The sequence below is a fragment of the Microcoleus sp. Pol11C3 genome, from assembly GCF_036701485.1.
Taxonomy (GTDB): domain Bacteria; phylum Cyanobacteriota; class Cyanobacteriia; order Cyanobacteriales; family Microcoleaceae; genus Microcoleus.
In genome coordinates this window covers 1-17,472 of sequence record NZ_JAUBQW010000134.1, presented here as the reverse complement: position 1 = coordinate 17,472, position 17,472 = coordinate 1, and the positions used below count along the sequence as shown (strand labels likewise).

The 17,472-nt window shown below is 45.6% G+C and carries 10 protein-coding genes; 6 read left to right on the top strand and 4 right to left on the bottom strand.

Annotated elements, in window-relative coordinates:
- Nucleotides 1-312 precede the first annotated feature (312 nt).
- From rppB to rpmB, 3 genes are all read left to right on the top strand, one after another.
- The gene (gene rppB / locus QUA40_RS23205) at nucleotides 313-1,644 is read left to right on the top strand and encodes a two-component system sensor histidine kinase RppB (RefSeq protein ID WP_333130230.1); all 1,332 of its coding nucleotides are present in this window, start codon (nucleotides 313-315) and stop codon (nucleotides 1,642-1,644) included.
- A 252-nt stretch (nucleotides 1,645-1,896) separates the two neighbouring features.
- Nucleotides 1,897-3,885 carry a molecular chaperone HtpG gene (gene htpG, locus QUA40_RS23200; RefSeq protein ID WP_333130229.1) on the top strand — a complete coding sequence of 663 codons (1,989 nt, stop codon included), beginning with the start codon at nucleotides 1,897-1,899 and terminating at the stop codon, nucleotides 3,883-3,885.
- 240 nt (nucleotides 3,886-4,125) lie between these two features.
- Nucleotides 4,126-4,362 carry a 50S ribosomal protein L28 gene (gene rpmB, locus QUA40_RS23195; RefSeq protein WP_006634309.1) on the top strand — a complete coding sequence of 79 codons (237 nt, stop codon included), beginning with the start codon at nucleotides 4,126-4,128 and terminating at the stop codon, nucleotides 4,360-4,362.
- A gap of 84 nt (nucleotides 4,363-4,446) precedes the next feature.
- Here rpmB and QUA40_RS23190 read toward each other — a convergent pair whose 3' ends face one another.
- The 3 genes from QUA40_RS23190 to proS form a co-directional block, all read right to left on the bottom strand.
- Nucleotides 4,447-6,507: an adenylate/guanylate cyclase domain-containing protein gene (locus QUA40_RS23190; protein WP_333130227.1), complete on the bottom strand. Its 2,061-nt coding sequence runs from the start codon at nucleotides 6,505-6,507 to the stop codon at nucleotides 4,447-4,449.
- Nucleotides 6,508-6,621: 114 nt separating this feature from the next.
- Nucleotides 6,622-9,594 (bottom strand): adenylate/guanylate cyclase domain-containing protein, encoded by a 2,973-nt coding sequence (locus QUA40_RS23185; RefSeq protein ID WP_333130225.1) that lies wholly within the window; start codon nucleotides 9,592-9,594, stop codon nucleotides 6,622-6,624.
- A gap of 329 nt (nucleotides 9,595-9,923) precedes the next feature.
- Nucleotides 9,924-11,729: a proline--tRNA ligase gene (gene proS / locus QUA40_RS23180; RefSeq protein WP_333130223.1), complete on the bottom strand. Its 1,806-nt coding sequence runs from the start codon at nucleotides 11,727-11,729 to the stop codon at nucleotides 9,924-9,926.
- A gap of 85 nt (nucleotides 11,730-11,814) precedes the next feature.
- Here proS and QUA40_RS23175 point away from each other — a divergent pair, with 85 nt between their 5' ends.
- Nucleotides 11,815-12,120, top strand: coding sequence for a hypothetical protein (locus QUA40_RS23175; RefSeq protein ID WP_333130220.1), 306 nt, complete (start codon nucleotides 11,815-11,817; stop codon nucleotides 12,118-12,120).
- 515 nt (nucleotides 12,121-12,635) lie between these two features.
- Nucleotides 12,636-15,779: an MFS transporter gene (locus QUA40_RS23170; RefSeq protein WP_333130218.1), complete on the top strand. Its 3,144-nt coding sequence runs from the start codon at nucleotides 12,636-12,638 to the stop codon at nucleotides 15,777-15,779.
- Nucleotides 15,780-15,928: 149 nt separating this feature from the next.
- Here QUA40_RS23170 and QUA40_RS23165 read toward each other — a convergent pair whose 3' ends face one another.
- Nucleotides 15,929-16,519: a Uma2 family endonuclease gene (locus QUA40_RS23165; RefSeq protein WP_333130216.1), complete on the bottom strand. Its 591-nt coding sequence runs from the start codon at nucleotides 16,517-16,519 to the stop codon at nucleotides 15,929-15,931.
- Between the two features lie 287 nt (nucleotides 16,520-16,806).
- On the opposite strand from QUA40_RS23165, the gene QUA40_RS23160 reads away from it, so the two are divergent.
- Nucleotides 16,807-17,286, top strand: a complete 480-nt coding sequence (locus tag QUA40_RS23160) for an orange carotenoid protein N-terminal domain-containing protein (protein WP_333130214.1) — start codon at nucleotides 16,807-16,809, stop codon at nucleotides 17,284-17,286.
- Nucleotides 17,287-17,472: the final 186 nt, after the last annotated feature.

Sequence of the window (17,472 nt, the reverse complement as noted above, 5' to 3'; positions counted from 1 at the left end):
CTGAGTTTCACACGTTTGAGCTTGTTAAGAAAGTCCCTCTTGACTTTCTATCGCTCTTCTTAACTTGTCACCAATGAGTAGGGCGGGAGCTCCGATCGCCCCCACAATAAAATTTAATTTTTGTGGAACAGGCATCTTGCCTGTTCTTAACAATTATAGGAGTAAGGCCAACTGCCACCAAGGTATGTAGTTGCGCTTCAGCGCTCTTTCCTAAGCTAAGAGCGCTGAAGCGCAACTATATACCTAAAATTTCACCCTTATTTGTACAGTTGGTCTTAGTCCTAAATTATATAAAATAAAATCTAAGTTTAAATGAATCAAAATAAACTGTTTAATCGAACTCGCTGGCAATTAGCCATTTCCTATGCGGCTGTAATGGGTTTGATTTTGAGCTTGTTGGGATTTGGCGTATACAAGGCGATCGCCCACGCTCACTGGGTAGCCATAGACCGCGAACTAGAATCAGTAGCCGGGACGTTACACGACAGCCTAGAACTCAAATTGCAGCAGCCCGGACGCTTGGAGCCAATAGTAAACGAACTTTTGCCCAACCTTCGCCTAATGGGAGTTAACAGCATTAAAGAACAGTTGCCAAGCCGCCATATTTTAAGCGCTATCAACCAAGGCTATTACTATATTCGTTTATTTGATGATTCGGGCAAATTAATTGCTACCGCAGGCGCTTATTCCGAAGAATTGCCACCAAAATTTAACTCCCAATACTGGCAAACAATAACTGACACCAAAGGCAATGTTTACCACCAAATTTCTGTAGCGCTACACACCCAAACACAGCAAGATTGGGGATATTTTCAAGTGGGGCGGAGCCTGCAAGACTTTAATGATTATCTCAGTACAGTGAAATGGGTTTTGAAATTAGGATTGCCTACAGCATTGATTTTGATAGGCTTTGCTAGTTGGTTGTTGGCAGGATTGGCGATGAAACCGATTTATTCTTCCTACCGACAAATCCAACAGTTTACAGCGGATGCGGCCCACGAATTGCGGACGCCTTTAGCGGCTTCGCAGGCGACAGTAGAATCAGCCCTGTTGACGCCTCAATTGGATGAAAAAGAGGCGCGGGAAATTTTGCGGACGATCGATCGCCAAAACCGACGATTAACTCAGTTAGTGGCTGATTTGCTGCTGCTGGCTCGCATGGATAATCAAGCGATACGCGATCGCCCTCAATTATGTTGTTTGAATGACCTTGTTAGCGATTTAGTAGAGGAATTGGCAGCTTTGGCGATCGCTTCTAAGGTAGCCTTAACATCCGAAGTGCAAGTGCAGCAGCAATTAAATGTTGTCGGCAATTCCGACCAACTTTATCGCTTAGTTGCTAATTTAATTGTTAATGCGATTCAATACACTCCGGCGCGCGGGAAAGTAACAGTTATTTTAGATTGCAGCCACCAGGAGGCGATCATTCAGGTTCAAGATACTGGTATTGGGATCGCGGCGGCAGATTTAGAGCGAATATTTGATCGATTCTACCGAGTCAACAGCGATCGATCGCGCCATACTGGCGGTTCGGGACTGGGATTGGCGATCGCCCAAACCATTGCCCGCACACACCGCGGCAGCCTCAGCGCCCGCAGCGAATTGGGTTCCGGTAGCACCTTTCTCCTGCGGCTGCCTTTGTGAGTTACTATGTGAGGGCAACTGACATCTTGCACCATGCTCAAGAACAGGCAAGATGCCTGTTCCACAAAGAGTAATTCTTGTTGTGGGGTGGGCATCCTGCCCGCCCTTAAAAGGCTGATTGAGAATTGTGCAAGATGTGGGGAAAACCGAATCATCTTTTTGTGGTAATCCCTTTTGCAGAAGAGAGCACGATCGCCGAAAATCATTAAATAGCTATTTCTAAGCACTTAGCAGTCATCAGAGAGAAAAATTATGACAGTTTTAGAACAGGGAACAATCTCAATCCATACCGAAAATATTTTCCCGATTATCAAGAAGTCGCTATACACCGACCACGAAGTCTTCTTGCGGGAACTAATTTCTAACGCCGTCGATGCCATTGCTAAACTCAAAATGGTTTCTCGTTCCGGCGAATACAGCGGCGACATGGGCGAACCACAAATCAACATAGCGATCGACAAAGAAAACAAAACACTCTCAATTACCGACAACGGCATCGGCATGACCGCCGACGAAGTAAAAAAATACATCAATCAAGTCGCTTTCTCCAGCGCTGAAGAATTTATTCAAAAATACCAAGGCAGTGGCGACGACGCAATTATCGGTCACTTCGGTCTCGGTTTCTACTCTTCTTTCATGGTCGCTCAGAAAGTAGATATAGACACTCTTTCTTACCAAGAAGGCTCCCAAGCAGTACACTGGTCTTGCGACGGTTCCCCCGCTTTTGAACTATCAGAATCCACCCGCACAGAACGCGGTACTACTATTACTCTTACACTCCAAGATGAAGAACAAGAGTATGTAGAAGCCACTCGCATCAAGCAGTTAATCAAAACCTACTGCGATTTCATGCCCGTTCCCATCAAATTTGAGGGAGAGGAACTCAACAAGCACAAAGCAATTTGGCGGGAATCAGCCAGCAATTTGCAAAAAGAAGATTACTTAGAACTTTATCGCTACCTTTACCCGTACCAAGATGAGCCGCTGCTTTGGGTACACTTGAATACAGATTATCCTTTCATTGTCAACGGAATTCTCTTCTTTCCGAAACTGCGGCCGGATGTCGATGTTACCCAAGGCAACATTAAGCTATTCTGCAACCAGGTTTTTGTCAGCGACCACTGCGAAGAAATTATCCCGAAATTCTTGATGCCGCTGCGGGGAGTGATTGACAGTACCGACATTCCGCTAAACGTTTCTCGCAGTTCTTTGCAAAGCAATCGCACTGTGCGGAGAATCGCTGATTATATTGCCAAAAAAGTGGGCGATCGCCTGAAAGAACTCTACCGCGACGACCGCAACGAATACATCCGCTGCTGGCAAGATATCGGCACTTTTGTCAAGTTTGGAACTCTCAACGATGACAAGTTCAAAAAGCAAGTCGAAGATATCTTAATCTACCGCAGTACCTACGAACCAACAGCCGAGAAGCCAGAAACTGTAACGCCCGAAGTTCAGGTGCAAACTGAGGAAGGAGATTTGTGGCAAGATGTCACTCCGAAGTCGGAAAATTCTAGTTCCACGCAGCCTTACACGACGCTGAAAGAGTATTTGGAACGCAATCAAAAACGCCACGAAAATCGCGTTTTTTACTGTACGGAACCTGCGTCTCAAGCAACTTACGTGGCAATGCACAAAAGCCAAGGTTTAGAAGTGCTGTTTATGGATTCTTTCATCGACACGCACTTTATTAGTTTCTTGGAACGAGAATACTCAGATGTCAAATTCTCGCGGGTTGATTCCGACATCGACGACACGCTAATTGACAAAGAGAAAGAAGCAGAAATTGTCGATCCGGCGACGAATAAAACTCGCAGCGAACAAGTTAAAGAAATGTTCCAAAAAGCTCTCAATAAGCCGAAAGTGAACATTCGCACAGAAGCTTTGAAGTCTGACTCTGCGGAGGCGACGCCACCTGCGATCGTACTTTTGCCGGAAGCTTTACGCCGGATGCGCGACATGACGGCGCTTTTGCAGCAGCAAGCGGCGGAATTCCCCGAAGAACACGTTTTGCTGGTGAATACGTCTCATCCGCTGATTCAAAATCTGGCGAGTTTGAGTCAGGGTGCGATTATTCAAGGCGGCGGGGAGTCTCCGTCAAGTCAGTTGGCGAGTATGATTTGTCACCACGTTTACGACTTGGCTTTGATGGCCCAGAAGGGTTTCGATGCTGAAGGGATGAAGGATTTTGTCGAGCGATCGAATCAAGTCTTGACAAAATTGACAGAACGTGCAATGTAATTACCCCCCCCCACCCTTGCTAAGGGGGGGAGCAAGAGTTTATTTTTGTTAGTAGGAGCAGGAGCTTTACCTAATCAGTTTATTTCTGTTGGTAAAGGGGGAACAAGAGTTTATTTCCCTTGCGAAGCGGGCGATTGGGGGTTTTCTTGTCCCCCCCTTAACAAGGGGGGCTAGGGGGGTTCTGCGCTGTTGCTATATAATAAAAGGCTGCACGCAAAAAACGGTAATTTGGAGGGAAGTATGTCACGGAAATGTCAGCTAACGGGGAAGAAGGCTAATAACGGTTTTGCAGTTTCTCACTCGCACCACCGCACTCACAAATTGCAAGACGCCAATTTGCAGTGGAAGCGGGTTTGGTGGCCGCAGGAGAAGCGCTGGGTAAGATTGCACCTTTCTACAAAAGCGATTAAAACCTTGCAACACAAGGGTTTGGAAATCATGGCGAAGGAAGCTGGAATTAACCTGTACAAGCTTTAAAAAACTTGGCTAAATTAAAATGAGGGCGATCGCACACTTGAGAGTGCGATCGCCCTTACTTTTAGAGAAAAACCTTTACTCAAGCTATTTTCGGCTTTTCAGTAAATAAGTAGTCATCTGGCCTTTGCCTTTAACTTCGATCGCGCCGCGGTTTTCAAAGGAATACTTTTCTCGCAATTGCTGATAAGTTGTTTCTGTTACCTGAATACTCCCTGGCAAGCCGTGAGATTCCATGCGGGAAGCAGTGTTAACGGTGTCTCCCCACAAATCGTAAATAAATTTTTTAATACCGATGACTCCGGCGACAACCGGGCCAGTGTTGATGCCGATTCTGATGCTGAAATCTTGATTGTGGATATTGCTGAAGTCAGTAATTGCCTGCTGCATATCGATGGCCATTTCTGCGATTGCTTCTGCGTGATCCGGGCGAGGAATTGGCAGCCCTCCAACTACCATGTAAGCGTCGCCAATCGTCTTAATTTTTTCCAAACCGTGCCTTTCTGCTAGGTTGTCAAATGTCGAAAAGATGTCATTCAGCAAGGCTACTAATTGCGTTGGAGAAACTAGGGAACTGAGTTGAGTAAAGCCTACTATGTCCGCAAACAAGACAGTAACGTCAGCAAAAGTGTCTGCGATCGTACTGTCTCCCCGCTTCAACCGATTTGCTATTTCTTCAGGCAAAATATTCAACAGCAAGCGTTCTGATTGTTCCTGTTGAACTCGCAGTGCACTTAAAGTATCATTCAGAGCATTAGTTCGTTCTTTCACTCTAAATTCTAACTCTTCATTCAGCTTGTAAAGCGCCATTTCAGCCCGCCTGCGGTCAGTGATATCCGTACCGATTGCCAGCATTCCCGCGAACTTTCCTACCGCGTCAAACAGGGGTTTATTTGCCCACGATACCCAAACCCGCTCGCCGCTGCGCCGGATACTTTCATTTTCATTTCGCATATATTGTTCTGGGTTTTCCAAAATATCTCTCAACTTGGCTGCCAAGTCATTTCCTCTTGTATCTCTCTGGGGAATGATTGTTCCCACGGCGTTTTTGCCAATAATTTCTTCTTCATCGTAACCAAAAAAATTCTGTGCGAATTCGTTAAAAAAAGTAATATTTCCTTCGGTATCTAGTTTTAAAATAATGCTGTTAGCATTTTCCACTAATTCCCGATACTTAATTTCGCTTTGCCGCAGCGAATCCTCTGCTGATGCGCGTTCCGCTACTGTGGCGGCCAATAACAGCGAAGTAATTACAATTACGCTCATAAAAGCCTGCAAAAATAAGATTGCCTGATTGATATTTTCCGCTTTGGCAATAAAAGGGCCGCCTCCCTGAGAACCGCCCCAAATGGCGATACTGGATACAATGAAAGATGCTAAAACCGCCCCGCCCTGACCGAATTGAATGGTTGCCCAAATTACTAAGGGAAATGGCAAGTATTCTAAGGGATAACCGGAGAGATTATCTTCACTTTTTGAGTTGTATACTAGCCAACTGACTATTACTAATAATAGCAGGCATATTCCGGCACCGAGGCGATTTACAATTGTTTGAGAACCTGTATTTCTTGAAGGGATTCGCGCTTGTTTCTGGTTGTATATAATCAACAGCAGGGGAGTAAAAATTAAAACCCCTAATGTATCTCCGAGATACCAATTCCATCGAATGTGCCAATATTCGCTCCAGTCAACTAAACCAGTTACACAGAGGCGAAGCGTGCCTAGAGTGCAGTTGATTTGAGTGGCAACTACAGCACCGCAGAAAACTAAATTGACTACATCTATCAGCCGCTCTAGTGACGGGCGAAACTTGAGTTTCTGCAACAAAGTAAATGCGATAAAAGCTTGCAGACAAGCACTTAAGGCAGATATTAATCCACTTATTAAGGAGACTTTTTGGTTAAAAATATCGAAAAAGAAGACGCCTAAAGCTATTCCCGGCCACACCGGCCGCCCGAACAATAAAAGTGCAGCTTGTGCAATTCCTGCGGGTGGCCAGACGCCCGTGCCTAATTTATTTATGCCTGGGATTGAAACTGCTATTTTTGCTCCCAAAGCATAAGCAAAAGCAAGGGCGGCTACTTTTGCTAAGTATTGCCAATTTCTAGATTTAGGAAATCGCAAAGACTGATTTTTGTTTGGCTTCATACTGAGTTTTGTATTTTTAACTAACTATAGCAACCGCGCCGGACGATTAGGAAATTTTTAATTACTGAAACAGGAGTTCTTATATTGCTTCTTGCTTTTAAATTTTTCCTTCTGTTATAACTTGCTCCCTATAAGAAAATAAGTGTTCATCTCGCCTTTGCCTTTGACTTCAATTGTGCCGCGACTTTGCAATAAATACTTGTCTTGCAATCGGTCATAAGTGGCTGACGTGGCTTGAATACACCCCGGCTTGCTGTGGGATTCCATGCGGGAAGCGGTGTTAACGGTGTCTCCCCATAAATCGTAAATAAATTTTTTAATACCGATTACTCCGGCGACGACAGGGCCGGTGTTAATGCCAATTCTGATGCTGAAATCTTGATTCTGGATATTGCTGAAGTCAATAATGGCCTGCTGCATATCGATCGCCATTTGGGCGATCGCCTCTGCATGATCGCTGCGGGGCATGGGCAGCCCTCCTACTACCATGTAAGCGTCGCCAATAGTCTTAATTTTTTCCAATCCGTGCTTTTCTGCTAGGCGATCGAATGTGGAAAAAATGTCGTTAAGCAAGGAAACTAATTCTGGCGGAGAAATTTGGGCACTAATTTGGGTAAAACCGACTATATCTGCAAACAATACTGTTACTTCGGAAAAAGTATCGGCGATGATGCTTTGGTCTTGTTTTAATCTATCGGCGATTGGTTGCGGTAAAACGTTGAGTAGGAGAAGATCGGATTTTTCTTGTTCTAAGCGCAAAGCTGCCTCAGCTTGTTTCCGAGTTGTGATCTCTTGAACAGTACCTTCGTAATAAAGCAAATTTCCGTAGGAATCGTGCACGGTATAAGTATTTTCCGAAATCCAAATTATGCTGCCATCTCGGCGGTAAATTTGAGATTCAAAATCCGATACTTTGCCTTGTTCTTCTATTAAACGGACAACCTCGGCGCGGCGATCGGGGTCAACATAAAGTTGTTGGCTAATATCAGTTAGTGTGCCCACCAATTCCTCGCGTGAACTGTAACCGTAAATCCGAAGCAAAGCAGGATTGGCGCTGAGATATTGCCCATCTGGGGTAGTTTGAAAAATGCCGACGATCGCCTTTTCAAAGATGCTGCGGTATTTTTCTTCAGCTTGCCGCAGCGCTTTTTCAGCCCGCTGGCGTTGCCGCGCTTCCACTGCGAAAGTTACAGAGTCTGCTAGAGAAACAGCAAAACTTTGTTCTTCAATAGTCCAATGACGGGGAGTTCCTACGTGTTCTAAACAAATAACTCCTGCTGTTTCACCGCCTATTTGAATCGGCGTATCTAGCATAGAAGTGATGCCGATAGGAATTAGGTAAGATTCCGCAAATTCTCTAGTTCTAAAATCGTTTTGTGCGTCAAAGGCAGCAATTGCGCGTTCTTCTCGCAGTGCTTGAAAATAGACAGGATAATCTGCTGCTGCTAATTCCAAGCCGTGTGAGTGGTGGTTGAGAGTGCGATCGAACAAATCCAGGCACTCGATCTTGGATTTAGTGCGATCGTACAGCCAGACGCTCGATCGGGCAACTTCCAGAGTACGGCTAGCAGTTTCAGTTATTTCTTGAAGGGCCTTTGTTAAGTCGCCTTGATTCAGCGCTTTATTTTTGGCTAAATCAATTAATGCCGCTTTCTGTTTCTGTAGCTGAAGTTCGCTTTGTTTCAGGGCATTCGTCCGCTCTTCTACTCGGATTTCCAGCTTTTCATTGAGCTTTTGCAACGCTATTTCAGCTTTTCGGCGATCGGTGATATCTGTCCCGATGCAGAGGATGCCCAAAAGTTTGCCCGCTGAATCAACCAGCGGTTTATTTGCCCAAGATACCCAAACCCGATCGCCACTGCGCCGGATATTTTCATTTTCATAGCTGGTAAAGCGATCGGGATTTTGTAAAATTTGACCATAAACCAACTCTAAGTTATTCCCTGCGATGTCCGTCTGTGGAATAATGGTTCCCAAGGCATTTTTTCCAAGAATTTCTTCCTCCTTGTAACCAAAGAAATTTTCGGCGAATTCGTTAAAAAAAGTAATATGGCCCTCAGCATCCAGTTTCAGAATAATGCTGTTAGCATTTTCCACCAATTCTCGATATTTAATTTCGCTCTCTCGTAAAGAATACTCCGCTGATGTACGTTCAGCGACTGTTGCTGCCAATAACAGCGAGGTAATCGTAATTACACCCATAAAAGCTTGCAAAAATAAGATAGCCTGATTGATATTTTCGGCTTTGGCTGTGAAGGGGCCCCCTCCATGAGAACTGCCAAAAATTGCGATGATTGAGACAATAAACGATGCTAGGACAGCGGCTCGCTGACCGAATTGAAGCGCAGCCCACATGATCAAAGGAAACGGTAAATATTCCAGGGGATAACGAGAAATCGAAGCTTCATGTTTCGACTCAAATACCAGCCAGCTCACCCCGATCAATAATATTAACCATACTCCTCGCTCAATTAAATAAGCTTTCTTGGTTTCTGTTTGTATTTTTAAACGATTGGCGGTTACTTGAGGACGAATAAATATTAAAATTAAGGGACTTATAATTAAAACTCCCATGGTGTCTCCTAACCACCAATTCCATCGAGCAGACCAATACTCGCTCCACTCTATTTTGCCCGCTAAATACAGAGAAAATGCGCCAATAGTGCAACTGATTTGAGTAGCAATTAGACCGCCAAACAAGATTAAATTAATTACATCTTTCAAACGTTCGAGAGAGGGACGAAATCGGAACCAGCTCAGGGCAGTTACTGCAAAAACCGCTTGCAGAATTGCCCCGGCGTTTCCTCCCAGCCAAAGTGCAAATATCTGTTCACTTGGGTTAACCAAATTGAGCAAAAATGTACCCAAAACAATGGCAGGCCAGACTTTACTCCCAAACAATAAAAGTCCGGCTTGTGCAATTCCTGCGGGTGGCCACACCGAGGAAGCGAAGGGACTAACACCTTGAATTGAAATTGCTAGCCTCGCCCCCACGGCGTAAGCGACCGCAACGACAGTTACTTGGGCTAAGTACCGCCCAATTCGGGATTGAGGGAATCGAAGAAACTGATTTAAATTCAGATTCATATCGAGTGTTAAGTTTTAGGGAATTTCACATCAGAAGGAAGAAGGAAGAAGGAAGAGGGAAGAGGGAAGAAGGAAGAGGGAAGAAGGAAGAAGGAAGAAGGAAGAGGGAAGAAGGAAGAGGGGGGGAGCATCTCATATTTGTAAAAACACTTCTTCTGGCTCCTTCTTTCTTCCACTTTCCTCGTGCATCCTGCCTCCTGTCTCCAATTTCTAGCTGGGTGCTTTCATTGAGATGCTCCCAAGAGGGGAGCTAATGTAGGGTGTACACCGCGTACATTTTGAGCCTAAATGTAGGTGCGCGGTGCGCGCACCTTACTGGTGAAAAAGGCTTATTTGATGGCGGCTTCTATCCACTGTTTTAAAGTATAATTTACTTCATCAACAAGAATTTCATGGGATTTGTGAGTTGCTCTTTCCACCACTTCAACTTTGCCTGTTTTCAGCGAACGACCCGGAACAATCCGATAGGGAATGCCGATTAAATCAGCATCTTTGAATTTAACTCCTGCTCGTTCGTCACGGTCATCGAGTAAGGTTTCAATGCCAGATTGGTTGAGTTCGGCATAGAGTTTTTCGGCGACTTCTACTTGTTGGGCGTCGGAAATATTGGGGATGCTAATGATGGCGTGATACGGGGCGATCGCCACTGGCCAAATTATCCCGTCTTTGTCGTAGGATTGTTCTACGGCAGATTGAGCTAGCCGCGACACGCCGACGCCGTAGCAGCCCATCACAAAGGGCATTTCTTCGCCTTGTTCGCTAGTGTAGGTGGCGCCCATTGCTTGGGAGTATTTGGTTCCTAATTGGAAGATGTGGCCCACTTCGATGCCTCTGGCGCTTTGCAAGGTTTGTTCGGGGTTGTGCACTGCCCGATCGCCCTTTTTGGCTGTTCTGACACCTACAACCGTTGCTGGTAGCGGAAATTCTTTGTTCCAATTGGCCCCGACAACGTGGTATCCTGATTCGTTTGAACCGGTGACAAAGTTTGTCAGGTCAACAGCAGTGCGATCGACCAAACGCAAAAACTTAGAGTTTACCTCCTTACTCCCAGCGATATAATCATCAGCAACATCGGGAGCCATATAACCAAGAGGTAAAGATTTAGCCGCCCATTTCCGCTGAGCTTCCGCATCCGGAACAGTCAAAAATAAAACAGTTTTAGCTTGATAATTGCCCGCTAACTTCGTCAACTCATTCAGCAACTTTACCTGATTCACATCTTGGTCGCCGCGAATGCTTACCAATACCAAGACTGTAATACCATTGTCGTACACAGCTTGGTAAAGCACATTTTTGACAACTTGCGTGGGAGAACATTTCAAAAACTTGCAAAGTTTATCAATTGTTTCAGTTCCCGGCGTTTCCCGCTTTTCAAACGTTGCAAAGGGCGACGATTCCGCATCAACAGGCATCGATACAGCCTTTTCCACATTAGCTGCATACTGACCATCTTCAGTATAAAGAACTTCATCTTCTCCCGCTTCAGCCAACACCATAAACTCTTGAGAACCAGAACCGCCAATTGCTCCCGAATCAGCATCTACTGCTCGGAATTGCAAGCCCGATCGGCGCAGCATATTGCTATAAGCTTGAGCCATATCCTGATAAGTTTTTTTCAGACTTTCTTCGTTAGTGTGGAAAGAATAGCCATCTTTCATAATAAATTCGCGACCGCGCATCAACCCAAAACGCGGGCGAATTTCATCGCGAAACTTAGTTTGGATTTGATAAAGATGTACTGGCAATTGCCGATAGGAACGAATCATATCTTTAGCAATTGTAGTAATCACTTCTTCGTGAGTAGGGCCCAGTCCCAATTCTCGCTGCTGCCTGTCTGTCATGGAAAACATAATACCTTCCGCTTGAGTGTAGGTGTCCCAGCGGCCGGATTCCCGCCACAAATCTGCCGGTTGCAGTTGCGGAAGGAGGCATTCTTGAGCGCCGGTAGCGTCCATTTCTTCGCGCACAATTTGGGAGACTTTTTTGAGTACACGCCACATTAAGGGCAGATAAGCGTAAATTCCGCTGCCGATGCGCCGGATATATCCCGCACGCAGTAATAGTTTGTGGCTGGGAATTTCTGCTTCTGCTGGGTCTTCCCGCAGGGTGACAAAAAGCATTTGAGAGAGTCGCATAGCTAATTTCCTTAAAATACCGGATGATTGTAATCTCAGATTAACTTCTGATATTATCAGAGGGGAGCCAGATTTGATTAAATATATGAATAAAATTTTTCTAAACTACCAAAAAGGTATGGCAGCATTTGATAATTGTCACCCTCCTACTCTGCAATCTCAGTGGCTTGCCTTAAAAGATGAAATAGGAGAGTTTGTTCAAGAACCTAATTCAAGCGAAATGTGGGATATTGTTCATGCTGCTGGTCGATTGCTTTACCAACTAATCGGAATTCCCTTATATTTACTAGCCTATCCTACTGTTCGCAAACACAGTCAACGTTTCGAGGAGTACGGCTGCATTCGTAGCATTCGCAACTGTGAGGGTAAATGCTGCGGCAAAAATTCGTAGCCTAGGCTGCGGCGCACCCGATATCATGTTTGTTGAATTGCCTGTAATTAGATTTAGAAACCCTCGCTCGCCAACGACTGATTATGCAGCTCAATCGATCGCAATTACTCGCTCGTTTTGAGCTTGAAAATCCAACGGAATCCTAATTCGGTAGCGCACTCTACGATATGTAGAGTGCATCACATCGCACTTTACTACTATTGATAATTGGTGGGGATAGCCCCCGCCTCAAACTTGCCCGTTTTATGCGAACTCTGCTGCTACCAATCCCTTAAAAAGTAATTTCTGACTTTAGACGGATTTATTTTTTAGCTTCCAGAGCCATAATAAGCAGTAAGGATGAGATCACTATAGAACTGAGTTACCACTCATCTCAATGTCACTAATAAGGGCTTCCGTAAGATAAAGCCGAACCCAAACAAAACCTCATCTAAAGATTACAAACACCCCTAGAAAAAAGTTGGGGGGCAATTTTCGCTATGCCGAGTTAGGCATAAAAATTAAGGAGGTAAATTATGTTTCAAAGCGAGTTATTAATGTCGCTGTACACTCCCCAACTCAATAGGGGCCAAATGCCAGTAGAAATGCCAGTAGAAATAGATGTGCCATTTAATCACCCCGATATCGGAGGTCTGATGTTTTTAAGCCCTCAGTTTTTCGTGGCATTAATCGCCGGAGTCATCATGGCTTTCGGCTTCCAATTCCTGTTAACAAATTTCTCGATCGCAGCCAAAATCTCAAATTGGGACGAGGCTTTACCCGACGATGACGATGATGAGTCAGAAAGTTTAGGCAGTAAAGTTCGGAAAATAGAAGGTTTAGTCGGGGGTTGGATTTTAGTCACAGTTAACCTAGCTTTATTTTTGGCTTGTTTTCTGGCGGTCAAACTAACTTCAATTGCCAGCGTAGACGGAGCGGCAATTATTGGTGTGGTCATCTGGGCTGCGTACTTTTTAACCCTGGTGTGGCTCGGTTCTAGCGCCGTCGGTTCCATGATCGGTTCCTTGATAAAAACTGCTTTTTCAGGCGTTCAAGGCGTCATGGGTACTGCGGGTGCAGCGATCGGCGGGAAGATGGCTAGCGACCAAATGGTCAATACTGTAGAGGCATCTGTTGCCGCTGTCCGCCGCGAATTGAGTTCGGCGGTAGACCCGGATAGCATTCGCGAAACACTGCAAGATTATGTGGGTTCTTTGCAGTTACCGAAACTAGATGTTAAGGAAATTCGCGGTCAATTTGAAAAGTTGCTGGGCGATGCAGATATCAAATCTATTGCGGGAAGTGACGTTCTGAAGAATGTTAACCGCCAGACTTTTGTGGACTTAGTTAAGAGTCGCACTGACTTTTCTGCGGAGGAAATAACTCAAGTTGCCGACCAACTCGAAGGCGTTTGGAAGCAAACATTCGGCAAGCAGCAAGAGAAGAAAGACCCGAATTTAGAGTTGGTTGATTTTCTCAAGTTTGCGGCTCCCGATTTGCTGAAGTCGGACGAACTCAACGCCAAGCTGTCTCAAATTCTGCAAAGTAGGGAAAACAAATCGGAATCGGGTTCAGGCGGCATGAAGCGAGCGATGCAGTTGGGTGTCGAAGCTCTTATGGGCACTGTTTTGTCGCGGACGGATTTGTCTGATTTGGATGTTGAAAAAATCTCTGGTCAGTTGCTGCAACTGACAGCAAAAGGGACGGAACAAGCTAAATCTTTAGCTTCTAAGGTGGGCGATAAAGTGCCTGCGCTGCCTTTCAATACAGGTAAGGCTGATGTGGAAAACTACTTGCTGAATACCCAACCTTGGCATCTCAACCGGGAGACAATCAAGCAGGAATTTAGGAATGTGATTTACGACCCGGAAGCTTCTCCGGGAGCTGTTTTGCGCCAGTTAGAGCAGTTTAATCCCGATTATTTTGTAGGGATTCTGGGCCGCCGCGAGGGGTTTGCTCCTGAACAGGTGACGGAAATTGCCGAACAGCTTGAAGGTGTCCGACAAGAAGTGTTGGAAATTGTGCAAGCTGCTGCTGGTGAAGAACAGTCTCAAGATTTGCGGAGCCGGATTGAGAATTATTTGCGATCGACTGGCAAGGAAGAATTGAATCCTGAAGGTATTGAGCGGGATTTCCAAGCGCTTTTGGAAGACCGGGATGCTGGTTTTGAGGCTTTGCGCGATCGCCTGTCTCAGTTTAACCGCGATACCTTGGTGCAGTTGCTCGGTCAGCGGGAGGATTTCAGTCCAGAGGAAGCCGATCAGTTAATCGGCAGACTGGAGAGTTCGCGCGATCGCGTGATGTCTAAAGCTCAAGAATTGCAAGAGCAAGCGCAATCCAAAGCGCAAGAATTGCGGCAAAAGGTAGAAGACTATCTCCGCAATACTAATAAGGAAGAACTCAATCCTGAAGCGATCGAGCGCGAGTTTCAAACGCTTTTAAGCGACCCGGAAGCCGGATTTAAATCGCTGAGAGAACGCTTGTCTCAATTCGACCGCGATACGCTGGTGCAGTTGCTGTCACAGCGCCAAGACCTCAGCGAAGAACAGATAAATCAGGCGATCGACCGGATGGAATCTGTGCGCGACAACATTATCCACGCCCCGCAAATAGTTGCAGATAAAGCTAAGGAGCAGTACGAAGAAGTTACTGCAAAAATTGGCGAGTACCTGCGGAATACTAACCTGGAAGAACTCGATCCTGAAGGCATCAATCGGGATTTGACCAAATTGTTTGAAAGTCCGAAAGAGGGTGCATTGGCACTTCGGGAAAGACTTTCTCAGGTCGATCGCGAAACTTTGGTGAAGCTGCTTTCCCAGCGGGAAGATTTGAGCGAAGAACAGATCAATCGGACGATCGATCGCGTGCAAGATTCGATTCGCAGCATCGTGAAATCGCCCCGCCGCTTGGCTTCTCGCGCTCAAAAAACAGTCCGGGATTTCCAAGGAAGTTTGGAAAATTACTTGCGGAATACGGACAAGGAAGAACTCAATCCTGAAAGCATCAAACGCGATTTGCAGTTGCTGTTTAGTGAGCCGGGAGCGGGGATGCAAAGTTTGGGTGATCGCCTGAAGCACTTTGACCGCGATACTCTGGTAGCACTGCTATCGCAGCGGGAAGACATCTCGCAAGAGGAAGCTAACAGAATTGCCGACCAAATTGAATCTGTCCGCAACCAAATTGTCGAACAAGTTCAAATGGTTCAGGACAAGTTTCAGTCAGCAATGGATGGTATTTTCGGGAAAATCCGGGATTACCTCAATTCGCTGGAGCGACCAGAACTCAACTACGAAGGCATCAAGCGCGACTTCCGCAAAGTGTTTGACGACCCGCAGGCCGGATTTGACGCGATTAAAGAGCGTTTAGGTGAGTTCGATCGCGGTACTTTAGTTGCCCTGCTGAGTTCTCGTTCCGATATTTCCGAGACTGACGCGCACCGAATTGTTGACCAAATGGAAGGAGCCCGGGACAGCGTTTTATTGCGCTCGGAACGCCTGCAATCTGAAGCCAAAAAACGCATCAAACAGCTCAAAAACAAGGCCAAGCAGCAAGCAGAAGATGCGCGCGAAGCCGCAGCAACTGCTGCTTGGTGGCTGTTCGGTACGGCTCTGACTTCTGTAGTTGTTTCGGCTTTGGCTGGAGCCATAGCAGTCAACGGGATTTCGGGTTTGTTTAGCTAGACTTTCCACGAATTGGAAATAAAGTTCTCCTGATTCTAGGCTGGCAAATAGCCAGCCTATTTTCTTTGAGTGACACCCGGCTTTTTTAGTCCACCCGACCCTACATCCTGCCACGTCAACTGCGGCGGACTTTGTTTCTGTAGCGAATTCTATTCGCCGAGAAAACTAGGAGGAAATACTTTAGATAAATCGAGGGAGAAATCCCCAAAATTAGGCAGGGCAACTGTCTCGTTAGGCAGAAAAATTCTCTTGACGCGATAACCAAATTGGCCTTGGGAATTCTGATAAGGTTCGCTGTAACATTCCAAACAAATTTCTAATAAATTAAATATCCAATAATCAGAGATACCCGCTTCAGCATAAAGGGGCAACTTGACTTGTTTGTCGTAATTCAAAGAAGAATCCGCAATCTCAATCAATAACAATATATCCGCAGCAGTGGGGTGACAGGATAAATAGTCATCCGGGCGATTTTGCACGATCGCGCGATCGGGTTCTGGTTCGCTGTCATTAGGCAGAATAATCGGTTGTTGCCCCCGCAGGGTCGCCCTTTCTCCCAGCAGCTTAAATAACTCGCGTTCCAAGCGTGTCTCGCAAACAGAGTGAGCCGTACCTTTAGCAGCCATGTTGACAAGTTCTCCCTTGATTAATTCAACTCGATCGTCCTCACTAAAGAACCCCAGTTCTGTCAGGCGGTGATATTCCGCTATGGTGAAGCGTTTTGCAGTTGCGATCGACATAACAGCACCTCAATACAGGTCTGGTGCGATTATAGGCGATCGTCGATCGGCTAAACAATGCTAATCATGAGCTCCGCTAACAACAATTTTGTCAAATTTTCCTCATCCTTTGGTTGCAATTTTTCCCAATTGTGGTGAATTTACTCCCCGAACTTATGTCCGGGATCATCTCTGTCTTAAGCAAGATTCTCGCATCAATATTTATTAGGTACTTTAACTTAAGTAGCAAACAAAAGTTTTCTCAAAAAGAAGAAAACTGAGCAATACATATTATTTTGGAGGCTTGAATGACATTTACTACTGCCGGTGCTTACGACCAAGGAAAAGCAGATATCCAGAGCTTGAGTGTAGACGACCAATTAGGTGTGCTGTGGTTTGTTTACACCGAAATGGGCAAGTCAATAACACCAGCGGCTCCCGGTGCTTCGGGTTCGGAAATCGCTCAGGGTTTGTTCGAGCAAGTTAAACCGCTGCCCCACGAAGCACAACTACAAGTAATGCGCGACATTGCCTCAAAAGCCAATACTGAACTCAGCCGGATGTACGGCTCGATGAGCCCTGAAACCAAACTGGCTTTTTGGTATTTCCTAGCAGTAGGAATGGACGAAGGAACTATTATTCCTGTGCCTTCCGACTATCAACTTCCCGAAGCAGGAAAAGCTTTATTAGGAAAGGTTCAGGGCATGGACTTTCAGCAGCAAATTGATTTTCTTCGCGGTACAGTTTTAGAAATGGGTGCTGAAGCCGCTCCGGGGGCTGGCATTTAAAAATAGGACTTACGAAAAAAACCCGGTTTCTCGGATGTGGCAACGACGCATTTAGGAAGAAACCCGGTTTTTAGCCGTTTGATGCGTAAGTCCTCAAAAAGATTAGTAAGTAGGGCTTGCTGAATAATCGATCGCAAACTATGAATAGGAGCGACCGATATATTCAAACTCAACTAAAGATAAGGC

What these genes read in the sequence shown, in the direction of transcription:
- rppB (WP_333130230.1), top strand. Translation starts at nt 313, where the DNA reads ATGAATCAAAATAAACTGTTTAATCGAACTCGCTGGCAATTAGCCATT.
- htpG (WP_333130229.1), top strand. Translation starts at nt 1,897, where the DNA reads ATGACAGTTTTAGAACAGGGAACAATCTCAATCCATACCGAAAATATT.
- rpmB (WP_006634309.1), top strand. Translation starts at nt 4,126, where the DNA reads ATGTCACGGAAATGTCAGCTAACGGGGAAGAAGGCTAATAACGGTTTT.
- QUA40_RS23190 (WP_333130227.1), bottom strand. Translation starts at nt 6,507, where the DNA reads ATGAAGCCAAACAAAAATCAGTCTTTGCGATTTCCTAAATCTAGAAAT.
- QUA40_RS23185 (WP_333130225.1), bottom strand. Translation starts at nt 9,594, where the DNA reads ATGAATCTGAATTTAAATCAGTTTCTTCGATTCCCTCAATCCCGAATT.
- proS (WP_333130223.1), bottom strand. Translation starts at nt 11,729, where the DNA reads ATGCGACTCTCTCAAATGCTTTTTGTCACCCTGCGGGAAGACCCAGCA.
- QUA40_RS23175 (WP_333130220.1), top strand. Translation starts at nt 11,815, where the DNA reads ATGAATAAAATTTTTCTAAACTACCAAAAAGGTATGGCAGCATTTGAT.
- QUA40_RS23170 (WP_333130218.1), top strand. Translation starts at nt 12,636, where the DNA reads ATGTTTCAAAGCGAGTTATTAATGTCGCTGTACACTCCCCAACTCAAT.
- QUA40_RS23165 (WP_333130216.1), bottom strand. Translation starts at nt 16,519, where the DNA reads ATGTCGATCGCAACTGCAAAACGCTTCACCATAGCGGAATATCACCGC.
- QUA40_RS23160 (WP_333130214.1), top strand. Translation starts at nt 16,807, where the DNA reads ATGACATTTACTACTGCCGGTGCTTACGACCAAGGAAAAGCAGATATC.